The organism is Streptomyces sp. ALI-76-A (genome assembly GCF_030287445.1).
Lineage (GTDB): Bacteria > Actinomycetota > Actinomycetes > Streptomycetales > Streptomycetaceae > Streptomyces.
Window position 1 is genome coordinate 4933522 of sequence record NZ_JASVWB010000002.1, and the last position, 17314, is coordinate 4950835.

Genomic DNA, 17314 nt, shown 5'->3' on the forward strand with positions numbered 1-17314 from the left:
CGGAGGTCAGGGCGCGGGCGGGGCCTGCGGAGTCGAGGGGCGGAGCGCGGGCGGGGCCTGCGGAGTCGGTGCCACCGGTGTTCCCTGGGCAGCCACTCGGGGCGCCCTCCGAGCATCCCTTCGCGGCGCCTTCCCCACAGTCTCCCCTTCCGCCTGCCCCTCTTCCTGTCCCTCCGGCGCCCCCCGCAACAGCACCGTGAGCAGCCGTACCGCCCCCCGCTTGTGCAGTGGGTCGTTGCCGTTGCCGCACTTGGGGGACTGGATGCAGGACGGGCAGCCGGCCTCGCACTCGCAGGAGGCGATGGCCTCACGGGTGGCGGTCAGCCACGCCCGGGCGGTGTGGAAGGCGCGCTCCGCGAAGCCCGCGCCACCCGGGTGGCCGTCGTAGACGAAGACCGTGGGGAGGAGTGTGTTGGGGTGCAGCGGGATGGACACGCCGCCGATGTCCCAGCGGTCGCAGGTGGCGAACAGGGGCAGCATGCCGATGGACGCGTGCTCGGCGGCGTGCAGGGCACCACCGAGGATCTCCGGGTTGATCCGGGCCTCGTCCAGCTGGTCCTCGGTGACCGTCCACCACACCGCGCGGGTGCGCAGCGTACGAGGAGGGAGGTCGAGCTTCGTCTCGCCCAGGACCTCACCGGTGATGAGCCGTCGGCGCAGGAAGGAGACCACCTGGTTGGTGACCTCGACGGAGCCGTAGCACAGGCGTCCGTCGCCCCAGGGGAGCTCGATGTCCGTCTCCAGGACGGAGATGGACGTGGTGTCGCGGGCGACCGTCGAATAGGACGGGCCGGCCTGCTCGACCAGGGCGACCGAGTCCTCCAGGTCCAGGGAGCGCACCAGGTACGTGCGCCCCTGGTGCAGGTGGACCGCGCCCTCGTGGACGGTGGAGTGTGCGGCGCCTTCGTCGACCGTGCCCAGCAGGCGGCCCGTCCCGGCCTCGACGATCTGGACCGGCCGGCCGCCCTCCCCGCGGATGTCGGCGAGGTCGGCGGCCCGCTCGCGGCGGGTCCAGTGCCAGGCCTTCGTGCGGCGGCGCAGCAGTTTCGCGGCCTCCAGCTGCGGGAGCAGCTCCTCGCACGCCGGGCCGAACAGCTCCAGGTCCTCGTCCGTCAGGGGAAGTTCGGCGGCGGCGGCGCACAGGTGCGGGGCGAGCACGTACGGGTTGTCGGGGTCGAGGACCGTGGACTCGACGGGCTGGTCGAAGAGGGCCTCGGGGTGGTGGACGAGGTAGGTGTCCAGGGGGTCGTCGCGGGCGATCATGATGGCGAGGGCGCCCTGCCCGGAGCGACCGGCCCGGCCCGCCTGCTGCCACAGGGACGCCCGCGTGCCCGGATAGCCGGCGATCAGCACGGCGTCGAGGCCGGAGACGTCGATGCCCAGTTCCAGCGCGGTCGTCGCGGCGAGGCCGAGGAGTTCACCGGAGTGCAGCGCCTGTTCGAGGGCGCGGCGTTCCTCCGGCAGGTAGCCGCCCCGGTACGCCGCGACACGCCGGGCCAGGGAGCGGTCGACCTCGGAGAGGCGCTCCTGGGCGATCACCGAGATCAGTTCGGCGCCGCGCCGGGAGCGGACGAAGGCGACCGTGCGGATGCCCTGCACGGCGAGGTCGGTGAGCAGGTCGGCCGTCTCGGCGGTGGCCGTGCGGCGTACGGGTGCGCCCTTCTCGCCCTGCATCTCGGTCAGCGGGGGCTCCCAGAGCGCGAACACCAGTTCGCCGCGCGGGGAGGCGTCGTCGGCGACCTCGACCACCGGCAGGCCGGTCAGGCGCCGGGCGGCCACGGAGGGCTCGGCGGCGGTCGCGGAGGCCAGCAGGAACACGGGCGAGGCGCCGTAGCGGGCGCACAGGCGGCGCAGGCGGCGCAGCACCTGGGCGACGTGCGAGCCGAAGACGCCCCGGTAGGTGTGGCACTCGTCGATGACGACGTACTTCAAGGAGCGCAGGAAAGCGGACCAGCGGGGGTGGGACGGGAGTATGCCCCGGTGCAGCATGTCCGGGTTGGTCAGGACGTAGTTGGCGTACTGGCGGACCCATTCGCGTTCTTCCACCGGCGTGTCGCCGTCGTACACCGCAGGTCGGACCGAATGGCCCAGTGATTGTGAAAATTCCTTCACCGATCGGCACTGGTCCGCCGCGAGGGCTTTCGTGGGTGCCAGATAGAGGGCTGTGGAGCCCCGGCCGTTCGGTGCCTCGGAGCCGTCCAGGAGCGCCGACAGCACCGGGACCAGGTACGCCAGGGACTTGCCGGACGCCGTGCCGGTGGCGACGACCACCGACTCGCCGTCCAGGGCGTGCTCGGCCGCCCGTGCCTGGTGGGCCCAGGGATGTTCGATCCCGCAGGCCTGCACGGCGGCGATGACCTCGGAGCGGATCCGGTCCGGCCAGACGGCATGACGACCCTCACGTGGGGGCAAGTGCTCCGTATGAGTGATGCGCGAAGCCCGGCTCGGCCCTGCGGCGAGCCGGTCCAGGACCGTGGCCGGCGCGAGGCGGGAGACGGGCTGCGGCGGGGGTCGATCGGATCGGTGATTCTTGGCCATCGGCATCGAGTGTGTCACTGGCGTGACGGACAATGGGACCAAGGCGTCGTGCACGCCTGCCGGTAAGTGATTGAATGCCATCGCGGCTGGCGAACCGTCCTGGGGGCTTCAAGCCGAGGTGTCCCGAGGGGCGACCGCTCGATAGCAAGGTGCTGGAGGATCCGTGGACCTGTCCCTGTCGACCGAAACCGTCGGCGATCGCACGATCGTCAGGGTCGGTGGCGAAATCGACGTATATACCGCGCCCAAGCTGCGCGAGCAGCTGGTCGAGCTGGTGAATGACGGCAGTTTCCACCTTGTCGTCGACATGGAGGGCGTGGACTTCCTCGACTCCACCGGTCTCGGCGTGCTGGTCGGCGGACTGAAGCGGGTGCGTGCCCATGAGGGCTCGCTGCGCCTGGTCTGCAACCAGGAGCGCATTCTCAAGATTTTCCGTATCACCGGCCTCACCAAGGTGTTCCCGATTCACACCTCGGTCGAGGAAGCGGTGGCGGCAACCGACTGATCACCGCTCCCGGGGCGGACGCGGGTCCGCGCCGGGACGGCAGACGCTCCCGCGGGGGTCCGGGCGTTCGGCGGCCCGGTCCCCCCACCGCACGCCCGTAGTTCCGAGGGGGATGCATGGCCACCGTTGAACTCCGCTTCAGCGCGCTGCCCGAGCACGTCAGGACCGCCCGACTGGTGGCGGCAGCGGTGGCGCGCAGGGCCGGAGTGGACGAGGCCGTTCTCGACGAGGTCCGCCTCGCCGTCGGCGAGGCCTGTTCCCGAGCCGTGGGACTGCACCAGAACGTCGGCATCACGGCGCCCGTGAAGGTCGTCCTGGTGGAGGAGGAGAAACAGTTCTCCATCGAGGTCGGCGACGAGGCGCCGCGACATGCTCCCGGCGACCGGGCACCCGGTGCCGCCGGCGACCCGGACGTCGAGGCCGAGGAGGACGAGATGGGCCTCGCGGTCATCAGCGGCCTCGTCGACGACGTGGAGGTCACCGCCGGAGAGCACGGCGGATCGATCCGCATGACCTGGCCGACCACACCTCCCATCGCGGTGCTTCCCTGACGCCACACCCGTCAGCCGACGTCACTGACGCACCACGAATCTTCCGAGGGCCCTGCTGAGCAGCAGGGCCCTCGGTGTTTTCCATGAGCATTTAGAATTCGTGAAGCAATTCACGATCAATTCCGATCATTGGATCGGCTGAAAATGCTTTCGGCGTGTTACCGGGGTGTGGAAGATTCCGTTTGCCGCGTACTGTTTTGATCAGGAACAGATCTCTAGAATCCGTCCACATCTTGAGCTCAGCCCCAGCGTCAAGGAGGACGAATGACGGGGCTTTCTTCCCCAGATCAGCTTGACCACTCCACAGCCCTCGCGGCAGCGGTACTGACCGACGGCAACCGAGTCCTGGTGTCCGTCATCGGCGTCGTGGCCCTGGCCGCCCTCGTGGTGGCGGGCATCCTGGTACGTCAGGTACTCGCGGCGGGCGAGGGAACCGCCGGCATGAAGGAGATCGCGAAAGCGATCCAGGAGGGCGCGAACGCCTATCTGGCCCGCCAGTTGCGCACGCTCGGCGTATTCGCCGCCGTCGTGTTCTTCCTGCTCATGCTGCTGCCCGCGGACGACTGGAATCAGCGCATCGGCCGATCGGTCTTCTTCTTGATCGGCGCGGCGTTCTCGGCGGCCACCGGCTATATCGGCATGTGGCTCGCCGTACGGAGCAATGTGCGGGTCGCGGCCGCCGCGCGCGAGGCGACCCCGGCGGAGGGTGAACCGGAAAAGGATCTCACCGCCGTCTCGCACAAGGCCATGAAGATCGCCTTTCGCACGGGCGGCGTCGTCGGCATGTTCACGGTGGGGCTCGGTCTGCTGGGCGCCTCGTGCGTGGTGCTGGTGTACGCGGCCGACGCGCCGAAGGTCCTCGAGGGCTTCGGTCTCGGCGCGGCGCTCATCGCGATGTTCATGCGCGTCGGCGGCGGCATCTTCACCAAGGCCGCCGACGTCGGCGCCGACCTGGTCGGCAAGGTCGAGAAGGGCATTCCGGAGGACGATCCGCGCAATGCCGCGACCATCGCCGACAACGTGGGCGACAACGTCGGCGACTGCGCGGGCATGGCGGCCGACCTGTTCGAGTCCTACGCCGTGACGCTGGTCGCCGCGCTGATCCTCGGCAAGGCGGCCTTCGGTGACGCCGGGCTCGCCTTCCCGCTGCTCGTCCCCGCGATCGGCGTGCTCACCGCGATGATCGGCATCTTCGCCGTGGCCCCGCGCCGCTCCGACCGCAGTGGCATGTCCGCGATCAACCGCGGGTTCTTCATCTCCGCGGTGATCTCGCTGGTGCTGGTGGCGGTGGCCGTCTTCGTCTACCTGCCCGGAAAGTACGCGGACCTCGACGGCGTCACCGACGCGGCGATCCAGGGCAAGGGCGGCGACCCGCGGATCCTCGCGCTCGTCGCCGTGGCGATCGGCATCGTGCTCGCCGCCGTGATCCAGCAGCTGACCGGCTACTTCACGGAGACGACCCGCCGTCCGGTACGGGACATCGGCAAGTCCTCACTGACCGGCCCGGCCACCGTCGTCCTCGCCGGCATCTCGGTGGGCCTCGAATCGGCCGTCTACACCGCCCTGTTGATCGGCCTCGGTGTCTACGGGGCGTTCCTGCTCGGCGGTACGTCCATCATGCTGGCGCTGTTCGCGGTGGCGCTGGCCGGCACCGGCCTGCTCACCACGGTCGGTGTCATCGTCGCGATGGACACCTTCGGCCCGGTCTCCGACAATGCGCAGGGCATCGCCGAGATGTCCGGCGACGTGGAGGGCGCCGGCGCCCAGGTGCTCACCGATCTGGACGCGGTCGGCAACACCACCAAGGCCATCACCAAGGGCATCGCCATCGCCACCGCCGTCCTCGCGGCATCGGCGCTCTTCGGGTCGTACCGCGACGCCATCATCACGGGCGCGCAGGACGTCGGGGAGGAGCTGTCCGGTCCAGGGGCGCCGATGAGCCTGATGATGGACATCTCGCAGCCCAACAACCTCGTCGGGCTGATCGCGGGCGCGGCGGTCGTCTTCCTCTTCTCGGGGCTGGCGATCAACGCCGTGTCGCGGTCGGCGGGTTCCGTGGTCTACGAGGTGCGGCGGCAGTTCCGCGAGCATCCAGGGATCATGGACTACAGCGAGAAACCGGAGTACGGCAAGGTCGTCGACATCTGCACCAGGGACGCCCTGCGCGAACTCGCCACGCCCGGGCTGCTCGCCGTACTGGCGCCGGTCTTCATCGGGTTCACGCTCGGTGTCGGCGCCCTCGGCTCCTTCCTGGCCGGGGCGATCGGCGCGGGCACGCTGATGGCGGTGTTCCTCGCCAACTCCGGCGGCGCCTGGGACAACGCCAAGAAACTCGTCGAGGACGGCCACCACGGCGGCAAGGGCAGCGAGGCCCACGCCGCCACGGTGATCGGCGACACGGTCGGCGACCCCTTCAAGGACACCGCCGGACCGGCGATCAACCCCCTGCTGAAGGTGATGAACCTGGTGGCGCTGCTCATCGCGCCCGCGGTCATCAACTTCAGCTACGGCGACGACGAGAGCCTCGGCGTACGGATCGCCATCGCGGCCCTGGCGTTCGTGGTGATCGCGGGCGCGGTCTACCTCTCCAAGCGGCGCGGGATCGCCATGGGTGACGAAGACAACGCCGAAGACACGCCCAAGTCGGCTGATCCGGCGGTGGTTTCGTAGCGGAAACCTGACGGAGCCCAGCTCATCGGGGCGGACGGGAGGCGCACGGTGTCGCGCCGACCGCCCGCCTTGTCGCGTTCGCACCTTCATCGTGAGCCTTCTCTCGCTTGGTGCAAATGGTTACAAGATGAGATGAAGCGCCCATTGGTCACACAGCTGTCGCCCACATGGCGTGTATGTTCCGGGGCCGAGAGCCATGGAAGGGACCAATCCGGTGAACAAGAAGCTCGCGGCCGCACTGTCCGGCGGTGCGGTACTGGTACTGGCGCTGACGGGATGCAGCAGCGAAGAGGACAACAAGGAGCTCAACGCCTGGGCCAAGCAGGTCTGCGACCCCGTACCGGCGCAGAACTCGAAGATCACGGCGGCCTACGCCGCGATCACCAAGGCGGCCAAGGACACCACCAGCACGCCCGAGGAACTCCAGAAGACCGACTCCCAGGCCTTCCAGGACCTGGCCGACGGCTATCAGGCGCGCGCGACCGTCATCGACAAGGCGGGGGCGCCTCCCGGTGTCGAGGGCGGGGCGCAGAAGCAGCAGGACGCCGTCAAGAAGCTCACCGCGCTCTCCACGGCGTACGCCGACCTGAAGAAGCAGGTGGACGAGCTCGACACCAAGGACCAGGGCAAATTCGCGTCCGGGCTGAAGACGGTCTCCGCCGAGATGAAGAAGATGGAGAACCAGCGCAACAGCGCGCTCACCGCGCTGAAGAACCTGGAGGAGGGCGACACCAAGCAGGCGCTGACCGAGCAGGCGGGCTGCAAGCAGGCGTCCGCCTCGGCAGCCGCCACCGACAGCTGAGTCGCCCCGCACGGCGGCGCGCGGTCACAATGGGGGCGTGAGTACCTCCAGCCTGCCCGCGTCCGACCATCCCGACCTCACCGCCCGGCTGCGGGACGCCCTGCTCGGGGCCTCCTTCACCGCCGACGGGCTGCTCGAACTGCTCGGTGCGCCCGCGTACGCGGCGCTCGCCCGGAGCGAAACCGTGCCCGCGCTCCGGGCGACACGCGGCGACACGCCGTTGGAGACGCTCGTGCGGCTGTTCCTCTTGCAGCAGCCTGTGCCGCACGCGCGCGTGGCGGACGTGCTGCCCGTGGCCGCGTGCCTGGAGAGCGGGTGGCTGGTCCGGGTCGGCACGGATGCCGAGGGCGACCTCGCCGCGACCGTGGACGTCCGGCCGTACGGCGGGCCCGGCGGCGAGGACTGGTTCATCGTGTCCGACCTGGGGTGCGCGGTCGGCGGGGCGGGTGGCATCGGCGGCCGAGGCCCTCAGGCGGACACAGGCGTCGTCCTCGGGGTGGGCGGCGCGTCCACGACCCTGGCGGGCGTCACTGTCCGTACGCCCGTCGCCGCCGCCCTCGACCTCGGCACCGGCTCCGGGATCCAGGCGCTGCACGCCGTGCAGCACGCCACCCGCGTGACGGCGACCGACCTCAACCCGCGCGCCCTGCACATGACCGCGCTCACCCTGGCGCTGTCCGGCGCCCCGGCTGCCGACCTGCGCGAGGGCTCACTGTTCGAGCCGGTCCGGGACGACGAGACCTTCGACCTGATCGTGTCCAACCCGCCCTTCGTGATCTCGCCGGGCCCGCGGCTGACGTACCGCGACGGCGGGATGGGCGGGGACGATCTGTGCCGCTCGCTCGTTCAGGGGGCGGGGGAACGGCTGAACGAGGGCGGGTTCGCGCAGTTCCTCGCCAACTGGCAGCACGTGGAGGGGGAGGACTGGCAGGACCGCCTCAGGTCGTGGGTGCCGCGCGGGTGCGACGCGTGGATCGTGCAGCGCGAGGCGCAGGACGTCACGCAGTACGCCGAGTTGTGGCTCAGGGACGCAGGCGACCACCGGGGCGACCCGGCCGAGTACCAGACGCGGTACGACGCGTGGCTGGACGAGTTCGAGGCGCGCAAGGTGAAGGCCGTGGGCTTCGGCTGGATCACCCTGCGCAGGACGGGGGCCGCGGTGCCTTCGGTGACGGTGGAGGAGTGGCCGCATCCGGTCGAACAGCCGCTCGGTGACGCCGTACGGGCGCACTTCGAGCGCCTCGACTATCTGCGGGCGCACGACGACGCGGCCCTGCTCGCGGCGCATTTCAAGCTCGCGCCCGAGATCCTGCAGGAGCAGATCGGACTGCCCGGCGCGGAGGACCCCGAGCATGTCGTGCTGCGGCAGAACCGCGGGATGCGCCGGGCCACCACGGTGGACACGGTCGGCGCGGGTTTCGCCGGCGTGTGCGACGGCTCGCTGAGCGCGGGCCGCATCCTCGACGCCATCGCCCAACTGGTCGGTGAGGACCCGGTGGCGCTGCGCGACCGCACGCCCGCGCAGATCCGGCTGCTGGTGGAGCAGGGGTTCATCGAACCGGCGTGATGCGACGGTGTCTCATGGCGGTGAGCCGTTCGGTGATGTGTCGGTGACCGGTCCGGTCCGTCGGTGATCGGCCCGGTGATCCGTCCGACGGGGCGTCACTGCTCAGGCACCAGTGGCGCTTTGGTGCTCCTGCGCGTGATCTGGCGGGTTTGCCCCGAAAAGGTCTCCTGTCAGTGGTGCGTGCGAAGCTACCTTCCAGGGGCGAACGCCGCGCGTTCTCGGGGGAGGCGCGCTGTCTCGGGGGAGGCGTGATGGCGGGGGAGACGAAGGATCAGGGCGAAGGCGGGGTCGTCAACGGCCGGTCCCGGCTTTCGCGGACACTCGGCGCGGGCGGTATGGGCCGCGTGTGGCTCGTGTACGACGAGGACCTGGCCTGCGAGGTCGCGACGAAGGAGATCGCGCTCGCCGACGTGCCGAGGGGCGCGGACGTGGCGAGGGGCGCGGACGAGCCCGCGACGGGGGCTCCGCGCGAGGGAAGCCCGGAGAGGGAAGGGCAGCGCGCCCGCAGCGAGGTCCGCCACGCGGCACGGCCGCGCGGGCATCCGCACGTGGCGACGGTGCACGACCTGGTGGTGCACAAGGGCCTGTCCTGGATCTCATGGAGTACGTCCCGGACGCGGTCGGCCTCCAAGTGGTCGTCCGGCGGTCGGGGCCGCTCGCGTCCGCACAGGTGGCCGGAACCGGTCTCGCCGTGCTGGACGCGCTCACCGCCGGGCACCGCGTCGGCATCCTCCACAGGGATGTGAAACCGGCCAACGTCCTTCTGGCGCCGGACTCTTCGGCCGACCCGTACGGGCGCGTGCTGCTCACCGACTACGGCATCACACTCCAGCCCGAGTCCCGCGAGTCCTGCGAACCCCGGCTGACCGCCACCGCAGCATCCTCGGGACGCCGGTTACCTCGCCCCCGAGCGGGCGCGCGGCGAGCCGCCCACCCCGCCAGCCCAGTCGGCCCAGTCGGCCCAGCCGGCCCAGCCGGACGATCGTCGACGCGCTGCCCGACGCGGTCGGCTACGCCGGCCTGCCGACGCGGGAGGGGTGTACCGCGGCCGGCGGTGGTACGGCACGTCTCGTACTCGGCCGGCATGCCGCGACAGGCGGTGAGGCGGGCCGCTTCCGCGACACCGGCACCGATCCGGCCTCGATCTCTGGGCGGGACGGACGCTCGTCGGCGACTGCTGGACCTGCGAGGAACAGGAAGTGGACGACGCCCGCGAAGCCCCGCTCACCGACTGTGCCGAACCCCATACCGGGCAGGTCACGCGGACCGTCCGGGCCCCGCCGACATGAGCTGCGCGAAGGGCGCCGACAAGGCGACCAAGCTGTGCGGCAACCGGTTCGAGCCGACCTGGGCGCCGGGCCAGGAGCGCACCGTGTACGGCTGGGTGGCCGACGAGGACGACCGGGAACGGGGGCTTCACCGAGGTCGTGTGCACGGTGAGCCGGGCCGACAGCACGAAGACGACCGGAAAGATACCCGTGCCCGGCGCGGTCTGAGACCCGGCGGGACAGCGGAACGGGGCAGTCCGTAGCCGCGTCGGCTCCGCGTTCACCCGGGGTTCGCCTGGACGCCGCCCGCGCGTGCCAGCCTCCACCGGCTGGACACAGCGGAGCGGGGAGAAGGGGGCACGGGGAGCCATGGAGAGTGGACCGGCGATCTTCGCGGGAGGGGTGTTCGCCCTGTTCGGGGGCGGGCTGCTGACGTGGACCGTGGCCCGGGTGCGGTACCGGGAGCCGGTCGCCCAGGGTGTGAGCCCCGTCGCATCGGCGGCCGTCGCGAGCGTCGTCGCGTTGCTCGCGCTCGCCGTCGGGACCTGGTGCCTCACCCGGGTCTGAACGCCCCTGACCGGCCTGGGCGCCGGTAAGAGAGGGAGCACGTTCCGGATGGTCCGGAAAAGGACGGTGGGCACTCCGGGCGGCAGGAATGGCGGTAGTCGGGTTACCGTTCGAGTGGCCGTTGTGGGCTTTTCCCGTTTGACACGGGGGCGGGATGTACCGTCACACTCCGCAGCGTCAGCATGACCCGACCCCGGGACCAAGGCCGGGGGAGAGACCCCGAGCGCCGACCGGAGAGAAGAGCGAAGTTGTCCCCGACCAGCGAGACCGCACAGGGCGGCCGCCGACTCGTCATCGTCGAGTCGCCTGCCAAGGCGAAGACGATCAAGGGCTATCTCGGCCCCGGCTACGTCGTCGAAGCGAGCGTCGGGCACATCCGCGACCTCCCCAACGGTGCCGCGGAGGTGCCCGAGCAGTACACCGGCGAGGTCCGCCGACTCGGTGTGGACGTCGACAACGACTTCCAGCCCGTCTACGTCGTCAACGCCGACAAGAAGGCCCAGGTCAGGAAGCTCAAGGACCTGCTGAAGGACTCCGACGAGCTCTACCTCGCCACCGATGAGGACCGCGAGGGCGAGGCGATCGCCTGGCACCTCCAGGAGGTGCTGAAGCCCAAGGTCCCGGTCAAGCGAATGGTCTTCCACGAGATCACCAAGGCCGCGATCCAGGCCGCCGTCGCCAACCCGCGTGAGCTGAACCAGAAGCTGGTCGACGCCCAGGAGACCCGCCGCATCCTCGACCGTCTCTACGGCTACGAGGTCTCGCCGGTCCTGTGGAAGAAGGTCATGCCGCGCCTGTCGGCCGGCCGTGTCCAGTCCGTCGCCACCCGGCTCGTGGTGGAGCGGGAACGCGAGCGCATCGCTTTCCGTTCCGCTGAGTACTGGGACCTGACGGGCACCTTCGCGACCGGCCGCGCGGGGGACGCGTCGGACCCGTCGTCGCTGGTCGCCCGCCTTCAGGCCGTCGACGGCAGGCGGGTCGCGCAGGGCCGCGACTTCGACTCCCTGGGTCAGATCAAGAGCGCGAACACCCTCCACCTCGACGAGGCCGACGCCCGCACCCTGGCCGCCGCCCTGGAGGACACCCGGTTCGCCGTCCGATCCGTCGAGTCGAAGCCGTACCGCCGCTCGCCGTACGCCCCGTTCCGTACGACGACGCTCCAGCAGGAGGCCTCGCGCAAGCTCGGCTTCGGCGCGAAGGCGACCATGCAGGTGGCGCAGAAGCTGTACGAGAACGGCTTCATCACCTACATGCGTACGGACTCCACGACCCTGTCCGACACGGCGATCAACGCCGCCCGCGCCCAGGTCACCCAGCTGTACGGCGCCGACTACCTTCCGGCCCAGCCGCGGACGTACGCAGGCAAGGTCAAGAACGCGCAGGAGGCGCACGAGGCGATCCGCCCCTCGGGCGACCGCTTCCGCACGCCTGCCGAGACCGGACTGACCGGCGACCAGTTCAAGCTCTACGAGCTGATCTGGAAGCGGACCGTCGCGTCCCAGATGAAGGACGCGACCGGCAACTCGGTCACGGTGAAGATCGGTGGCACCGCGTCCGACGGCCGGGACGTCGAGTTCAGCGCCTCCGGCAAGACGATCACGTTCCACGGCTTCCTCAAGGCGTACGTCGAGGGCGCCGACGACCCGAACGCGGAGCTGGACGACCGCGAGCGCCGGCTGCCCCAGGTGAGCCAGGGCGACGCGCTGAGGGCCGAGGAGATCACGGTCGACGGGCACGCCACCAAGCCCCCGGCCCGCTACACCGAGGCCAGCCTGGTCAAGGAGCTCGAAGAGCGCGAGATCGGCCGCCCGTCGACGTACGCGTCGATCATCGGCACGATCCTCGACCGCGGTTACGTGTTCAAGAAGGGCACGGCCCTGGTGCCGTCCTTCCTGTCCTTCGCCGTGGTCAACCTCCTGGAGAAGCACTTCGGGCGGCTCGTCGACTACGACTTCACCGCCAAGATGGAGGACGACCTCGACCGCATCGCCCGCGGTGAGGCGCAGGCCGTGCCGTGGCTCAGGCGGTTCTACTTCGGCGAGGGCACGGGCCACGGCGGCGCGGCGGAGGCCGGCAACGGCGACGGGGACCACCTCGGTGGCCTCAAGGAGCTGGTGACCGACCTGGGCGCGATCGACGCGCGCGAGGTGTCCTCGTTCCCGGTGGGCGACGGCATCGTGCTGCGGGTCGGGCGCTACGGCCCGTACATCGAGCGCGGCGAGAAGGACTCCGAGAACCACCAGCGCGCCGACGTGCCGGAGGACCTGGCCCCGGACGAACTGTCCGTCGCGTACGCGGAGGAACTGCTCGCCAAGCCGAGCGGTGACTTCGAACTCGGCACCGACCCCGGGTCGGGCCACCAGATCATCGCCAGGGACGGCCGCTACGGCCCGTACGTCACCGAGGTGCTTCCCGAGGGCACCCCGAAGACCGGCAAGAACGCCGTCAAGCCGCGTACGGCCTCGCTGTTCAAGTCGATGTCGCTGGACACCGTGACGCTGGAGGACGCGCTCAGGCTGATGTCGCTGCCGCGTGTCGTCGGCACCGACGCGGACGGTGTGGAGATCACCGCGCAGAACGGCCGCTACGGCCCCTACCTGAAGAAGGGCACGGACTCGCGGTCGCTGCAGACCGAGGACCAGCTCTTCACGATCACCCTCGAAGAGGCCCAGGCGATCTACGCCCAGCCCAAGCAGCGTGGCCGGGCGGCCGCCAAGCCGCCGCTGAAGGAACTGGGCGAGGACCCGGTCAGCGGCAAGCCGGTCGTGGTGAAGGACGGCCGCTTCGGGCCGTACGTCACCGACGGGGAGACCAACGCGACCCTGCGCTCCGGCGACAGCGTCGAGGAGATCACCCCGGAGCGGGGCTACGAACTCCTCGCCGAGAAGCGGGCGAAGTCGCCCGCCAAGAAGACGGCGAAGAAGGCGCCCGCCAAGAAGGCCCCGGCCAAGAAGGCGGCGACCGCCAAGAAGACGGCCGCGAAGAAGACGACGACGGCCGCCAAGAAGACGACCGCGAAGACCACCGCCAAGAAGACCACCGCGAAGAAGGCGACGGCTTCGAAGACGGTGTCCGAGGACTGAGTGCGCGCGGGACGGGGCCGTCAACGGGCCCGTTCCGCTCGCGGATTCCCCACAGCGGCTTCGCGAAACGAACGCCTCGGCATCACTTTGGTGTCGGGGTGTGCGCACGTTCGGACGGGCCCTCCAGGCTGTCGGTGCGTCCCGATAGGCTGAAAGCATGACCCCAGCCGAGCAGCCAACGGCCCCTCACCCGGCCCCCGACGACGCCCTGGCCGCGGACTCCCGCGAGCGCGCCGTCCGCGCCCTGCTGCGCCGACCGCAGCTCAAAAGGCTGTGGAGCGCCCAACTCGTGGGCGGTATCGGCGACACCCTCGCGCTTCTGGTGCTGGTCCTGCTCGCCCTTCAGGCGGCCATCGCCGAGGGCTCGTTCGGCGGCGGTTACCGAGGCGTGGCGTTCGCAGTGGCGACCGTTTTCGGAGTGCGCGTCCTCGCGACACTGCTCTTCGGAGCCGTGCTTCTCGGCCCGCTCACCTCGCTGACCTCCCCGGAGGGCCCGCTCGACCGCCGCTGGACCATGGTCGGCGCGGACGGCCTGCGGGCCGCGTTGCTGATCGTGGCACCGCTGTGGATCGACTGGACACCCGACGACGCGCTGGCCGTCATCCTGGTCACCGCCTTCGTGACCGGAGTCGCCGAGCGCTTCTGGACGGTGTGCCGCGAGAGCACGGCTCCCGCGCTGCTGCCGGCGCCGCCGCCGGAGGGCGCGACGGTACGACCGCTGCCGGACCACCTCGGCGCCCTGCGCAGCCTGTCGCTGCGGACGAACTTCGTGGCGATCCCGCTCGCGGCCGTCGCGCTCGTCGTCGCGGGTCTGCTCAACAACCTGCTGGGCTCGGGCATCGACTGGTTCGCCCAGCACCAGGCCGCCCTCGCCTCGTACGTGGCGGGCGGGCTGTTCGCCGCGTCGCTGTCCGTGCTGACGTTCCTGGAGCTGCCCGACACCCGCACCCCCCGCGCGCGGTCGCCGCTGGAGGGGCTGCGCCGCCCCAAGACGGGCACGGGCGTCGACAAGGGCCGTACCGGCGCGATCCCGCTGCTGGTGCCGGCCTGCGCGGCCGTCGCGGGAGCGGTCGCGGCCGCCGTGGCCGTCTCCGTGCTGCACGCCAAGGACCTGGGCGGCGGACCGGTGACGTACGGCCTGCTGGTCGGCGCGCTGACCGGCTCAGTGGTCGTCGGCATCCGTACGGCCCCCTCCCTCCTGCCGACCCTGTCCCGGCGCCGGCTGCTGGCGCTGGCGATCGCTTTCACGGGCGTGGCGCTGCTGGCCGCCGGGCTCGTCCCGGACGTCACCAGCGTGCTGCTGATCGTCGCCCTCGCGGGCGCCGGCGCGGGCGTGGCCGCCAACACCGGGCACACCCTGCTGGACCAGGAGACCGAGGAGTACCGGCGGGCGCGGACGACCGAGCACCTGCACGCGGTCGTCCGGGTGTGCGTGGCGCTCGGCGCGGTGATCGCGCCCCTGGTGGCGGCGGCGATCGGCCCGCACCGCCTGGAGAACGGCAAGTTCGTGTTCGCGCACGGCGGCGCGGCCTTCACCCTGATGCTGGTCGGCGCGCTGCTGCTGCCGGTGGCCGCGCTGGTGCTCGCCAAGGTCGACGATCGTTCCGGGGTCCCGCTGCGGCACGACCTGCGGGACGCGCTGCTCGGCGGCCACGACCCGGTGACGCTGCCCGCGTCCACGGGCTTCTTCATCGCCCTGGAGGGCGGCGACGGAGCCGGGAAGTCCACCCAGGCCGAGGCGCTCGCCGAGTGGATCCGGGCCAAGGGCCACGAGGTCGTCGTCACCCGCGAGCCGGGGGCTACGCCGGTCGGCAAGCGGCTGCGGTCGATCCTGCTGGACGTGTCGAGCGCCGGGCTCTCGCACCGCGCGGAGGCGCTGCTGTACGCGGCGGACCGCGCGGAGCACGTGGACACGGTCGTGCGGCCCGCGCTGGAGCGCGGCGCGGTCGTCGTCTCCGACCGCTACATCGACTCCTCGGTGGCCTACCAGGGCGCGGGCCGTGACCTGTCCCCGACCGAGATCGCCCGCATCAACCGCTGGGCGACCGACGGACTCGTACCGCATCTGACCGTGCTGCTGGACGTCTCGCCGGAGATCGCGCGCGAACGGTTCACCGAGGCGCCGGACCGGCTGGAGTCGGAGCCGGCCGAGTTCCACGCGCGCGTGCGCTCCGGTTTCCTGACGCTGGCCGCCGCCGATCCCGGCCGCTATCTGGTGGTGGACGCGGGGCAGGAGCCCGAGGCCGTCACGACCGTCGTCCGGCACCGCCTCGACCAGATGCTGCCGCTGTCCGAGCAGGAGATCCGGGCTCAGGAGGAAGCGCGCCGCAAGGCCGAGGAGGAAGCGCGCCGCAAGGCCGAGGAAGAGGCCGCTCGCAAGGCCGAGGAGGAGCGCCTGGAGCGCGAGCGCCAGGAGCAGCTGGAGCGGTTGCGCGCCGAGGAGGAGGAGCGCAAGCGCCGCGAGCTGGAGGAGGCGCAACGGCGCGAGGCCGAACGGCAGGCGGAGGAGGCCCGGCTGCGGGCCGAGGAAGCGCGCCGCCGCGCCGAGGAGGAACGCCAGCGGCTACTCGCCGAGGAGAAGGCACGGGCGGAGGAAGAGGCGCGCCGCAAGGCCGACGAGGAGCGGCGCCGCAAGCAGGCCGAGGAAGAGGCCCGGCTGCGCGCCGAGGCCGAGGCGCGGCGCCTGGAGAAGCAGCGCAAGGCCGAGGAGGCGCTGCTGCGGGCCGAGGAGGCACGGCGACTGGCCGAGCAGGCGGCGGCCGTGGCGGAGGCGGGGCCCAGGCCGACGGAACCGCCGAGGGCGGGTTCGGGTGCGGGCTCGGGTGCCTCCGGGCCGGCGGGTCGGTCCGGCCGGCCGGCGGCCTCCGGTGCGGGGCAGGACGCGAGGACTGTGGCTACGCCGGTCGTCACGCCGACGAACGCGTCCGGCGGGCCGGTGGACGAGACGGCGGTGCTGCCGCGGGTGCGTGACGAGAAGGGGGCGGGTGAACGGGGCTCCGGGGCCGGGACCGGCTCTGCGGCCAAGTCCGGGACCGGGTCCCGGGCCGGCAGGGGTGGCTCTGGCGGGCCCGGCACGGGTGGGCCCGACGCCGAGGTGACGGCCGAGTTGCCGCAGCCGCCGGTGCCGCCGGTTCCTTCAAGGGCGGCGGACGAGACGGCGGTGCTGCCTCCCGTTCCGCCGGTTCCGCCCGGCGCGGCGGACGAGACCGCGGTGTTGCCGCCGGTCGCGCCGCCGGGTGCCGCGGACGAGACGGCCGTACTGCCTCCGGTGCGGGACGAGGCTCCCTCGGACCGGGTTCCGCCGGGCTTCTTCCGGGACGAGGAGTCCGGGGCCCGGCCGGGCGGTGGCGACGACCGTACGCGTGAGCTGCCCCAGCTCGACGAGGACGGGACGCCCCGGCGCCGGGCCCGGTCGGACTGGGCGGAGGAGACTCCGCTGGACGATCTGCCCACGTTGGCCGACGAACTGCTCGGCCCGCTGGATCGTGACGACGAGGAGCCCGACGAGGGACGTGGGCGGCGCGGCCGGGGGCGGGGGCGGCGGGGCTAGGCGGTTGGGACGGTTGCACGGACCCCTGGCCGGCGTTCGCTGGGCAGGGGGTGCGGCGGTACGGCTGCCGGCGGGGTGGCGGGCCTGGCCTGCCGTAGTTTTGCGGGTGCGGGTGCGGGTGCGGGTGCGGGTGCGGGTGCGGGTGCGGGTGCGGGTGCGGGCTGCGGTGCGCGGTCTGCGTCTCTGTGGGCCACCTGCCGCGTCAGGCCGCCC

Annotated in this window: 9 protein-coding genes and 1 pseudogene; 9 read left to right on the forward strand and 1 reads right to left on the reverse strand. The window is 71.6% G+C overall.

The genetic code is table 11. The annotated features are described in order from the left end of the window. Nucleotides 1-6 precede the first annotated feature (6 nt). Complete coding sequence (locus QQS16_RS23060) at nt 7-2619, reverse strand: DEAD/DEAH box helicase (protein ID WP_286063730.1); 2613 nt, start codon at nt 2617-2619, stop codon at nt 7-9. Nucleotides 2620-2701: 82 nt separating this feature from the next. Between QQS16_RS23060 and bldG the strand changes: the two genes are divergently transcribed. The 9 genes and pseudogenes from bldG to tmk all read left to right on the forward strand — a co-directional run bounded on the left by bldG (nt 2702) and on the right by tmk (nt 17101). Next, a complete protein-coding gene (gene bldG, locus QQS16_RS23065; RefSeq protein ID WP_006132569.1) occupies nt 2702-3043 on the forward strand; it encodes an anti-sigma factor antagonist BldG in 342 nt (113 codons plus the stop codon). 116 nt (nt 3044-3159) lie between these two features. Further along, nucleotides 3160-3594 carry an ATP-binding protein gene (locus QQS16_RS23070; protein ID WP_286063731.1) on the forward strand — a complete coding sequence of 145 codons (435 nt, stop codon included), beginning with the start codon at nt 3160-3162 and terminating at the stop codon, nt 3592-3594. A gap of 264 nt (nt 3595-3858) precedes the next feature. Further along, on the forward strand, nt 3859-6264 hold the full coding sequence (locus QQS16_RS23075; protein ID WP_286063732.1) for a sodium-translocating pyrophosphatase: 2406 nt from the start codon (nt 3859-3861) through the stop codon (nt 6262-6264). Nucleotides 6265-6460: 196 nt separating this feature from the next. After that, complete coding sequence (locus tag QQS16_RS23080; protein ID WP_286063733.1) at nt 6461-7066, forward strand: small secreted protein; 606 nt, start codon at nt 6461-6463, stop codon at nt 7064-7066. A 37-nt stretch (nt 7067-7103) separates the two neighbouring features. Then, complete coding sequence (locus QQS16_RS23085; RefSeq protein ID WP_286063734.1) at nt 7104-8633, forward strand: DUF7059 domain-containing protein; 1530 nt, start codon at nt 7104-7106, stop codon at nt 8631-8633. 251 nt (nt 8634-8884) lie between these two features. After that, nucleotides 8885-9577 (forward strand): annotated as a pseudogene (locus QQS16_RS23090) (serine/threonine-protein kinase); the annotation flags it as partial. Between the two features lie 693 nt (nt 9578-10270). Beyond that, a complete protein-coding gene (locus QQS16_RS23095; protein ID WP_286063735.1) occupies nt 10271-10468 on the forward strand; it encodes a hypothetical protein in 198 nt (65 codons plus the stop codon). Between the two features lie 248 nt (nt 10469-10716). Beyond that, nucleotides 10717-13551: a type I DNA topoisomerase gene (topA, locus tag QQS16_RS23100; protein WP_286063736.1), complete on the forward strand. Its 2835-nt coding sequence runs from the start codon at nt 10717-10719 to the stop codon at nt 13549-13551. Nucleotides 13552-13708: 157 nt separating this feature from the next. After that, the gene (gene tmk / locus QQS16_RS23105; RefSeq protein ID WP_286063737.1) at nt 13709-17101 is read left to right on the forward strand and encodes a dTMP kinase; all 3393 of its coding nucleotides are present in this window, start codon (nt 13709-13711) and stop codon (nt 17099-17101) included. Nucleotides 17102-17314 lie beyond the last annotated feature (213 nt).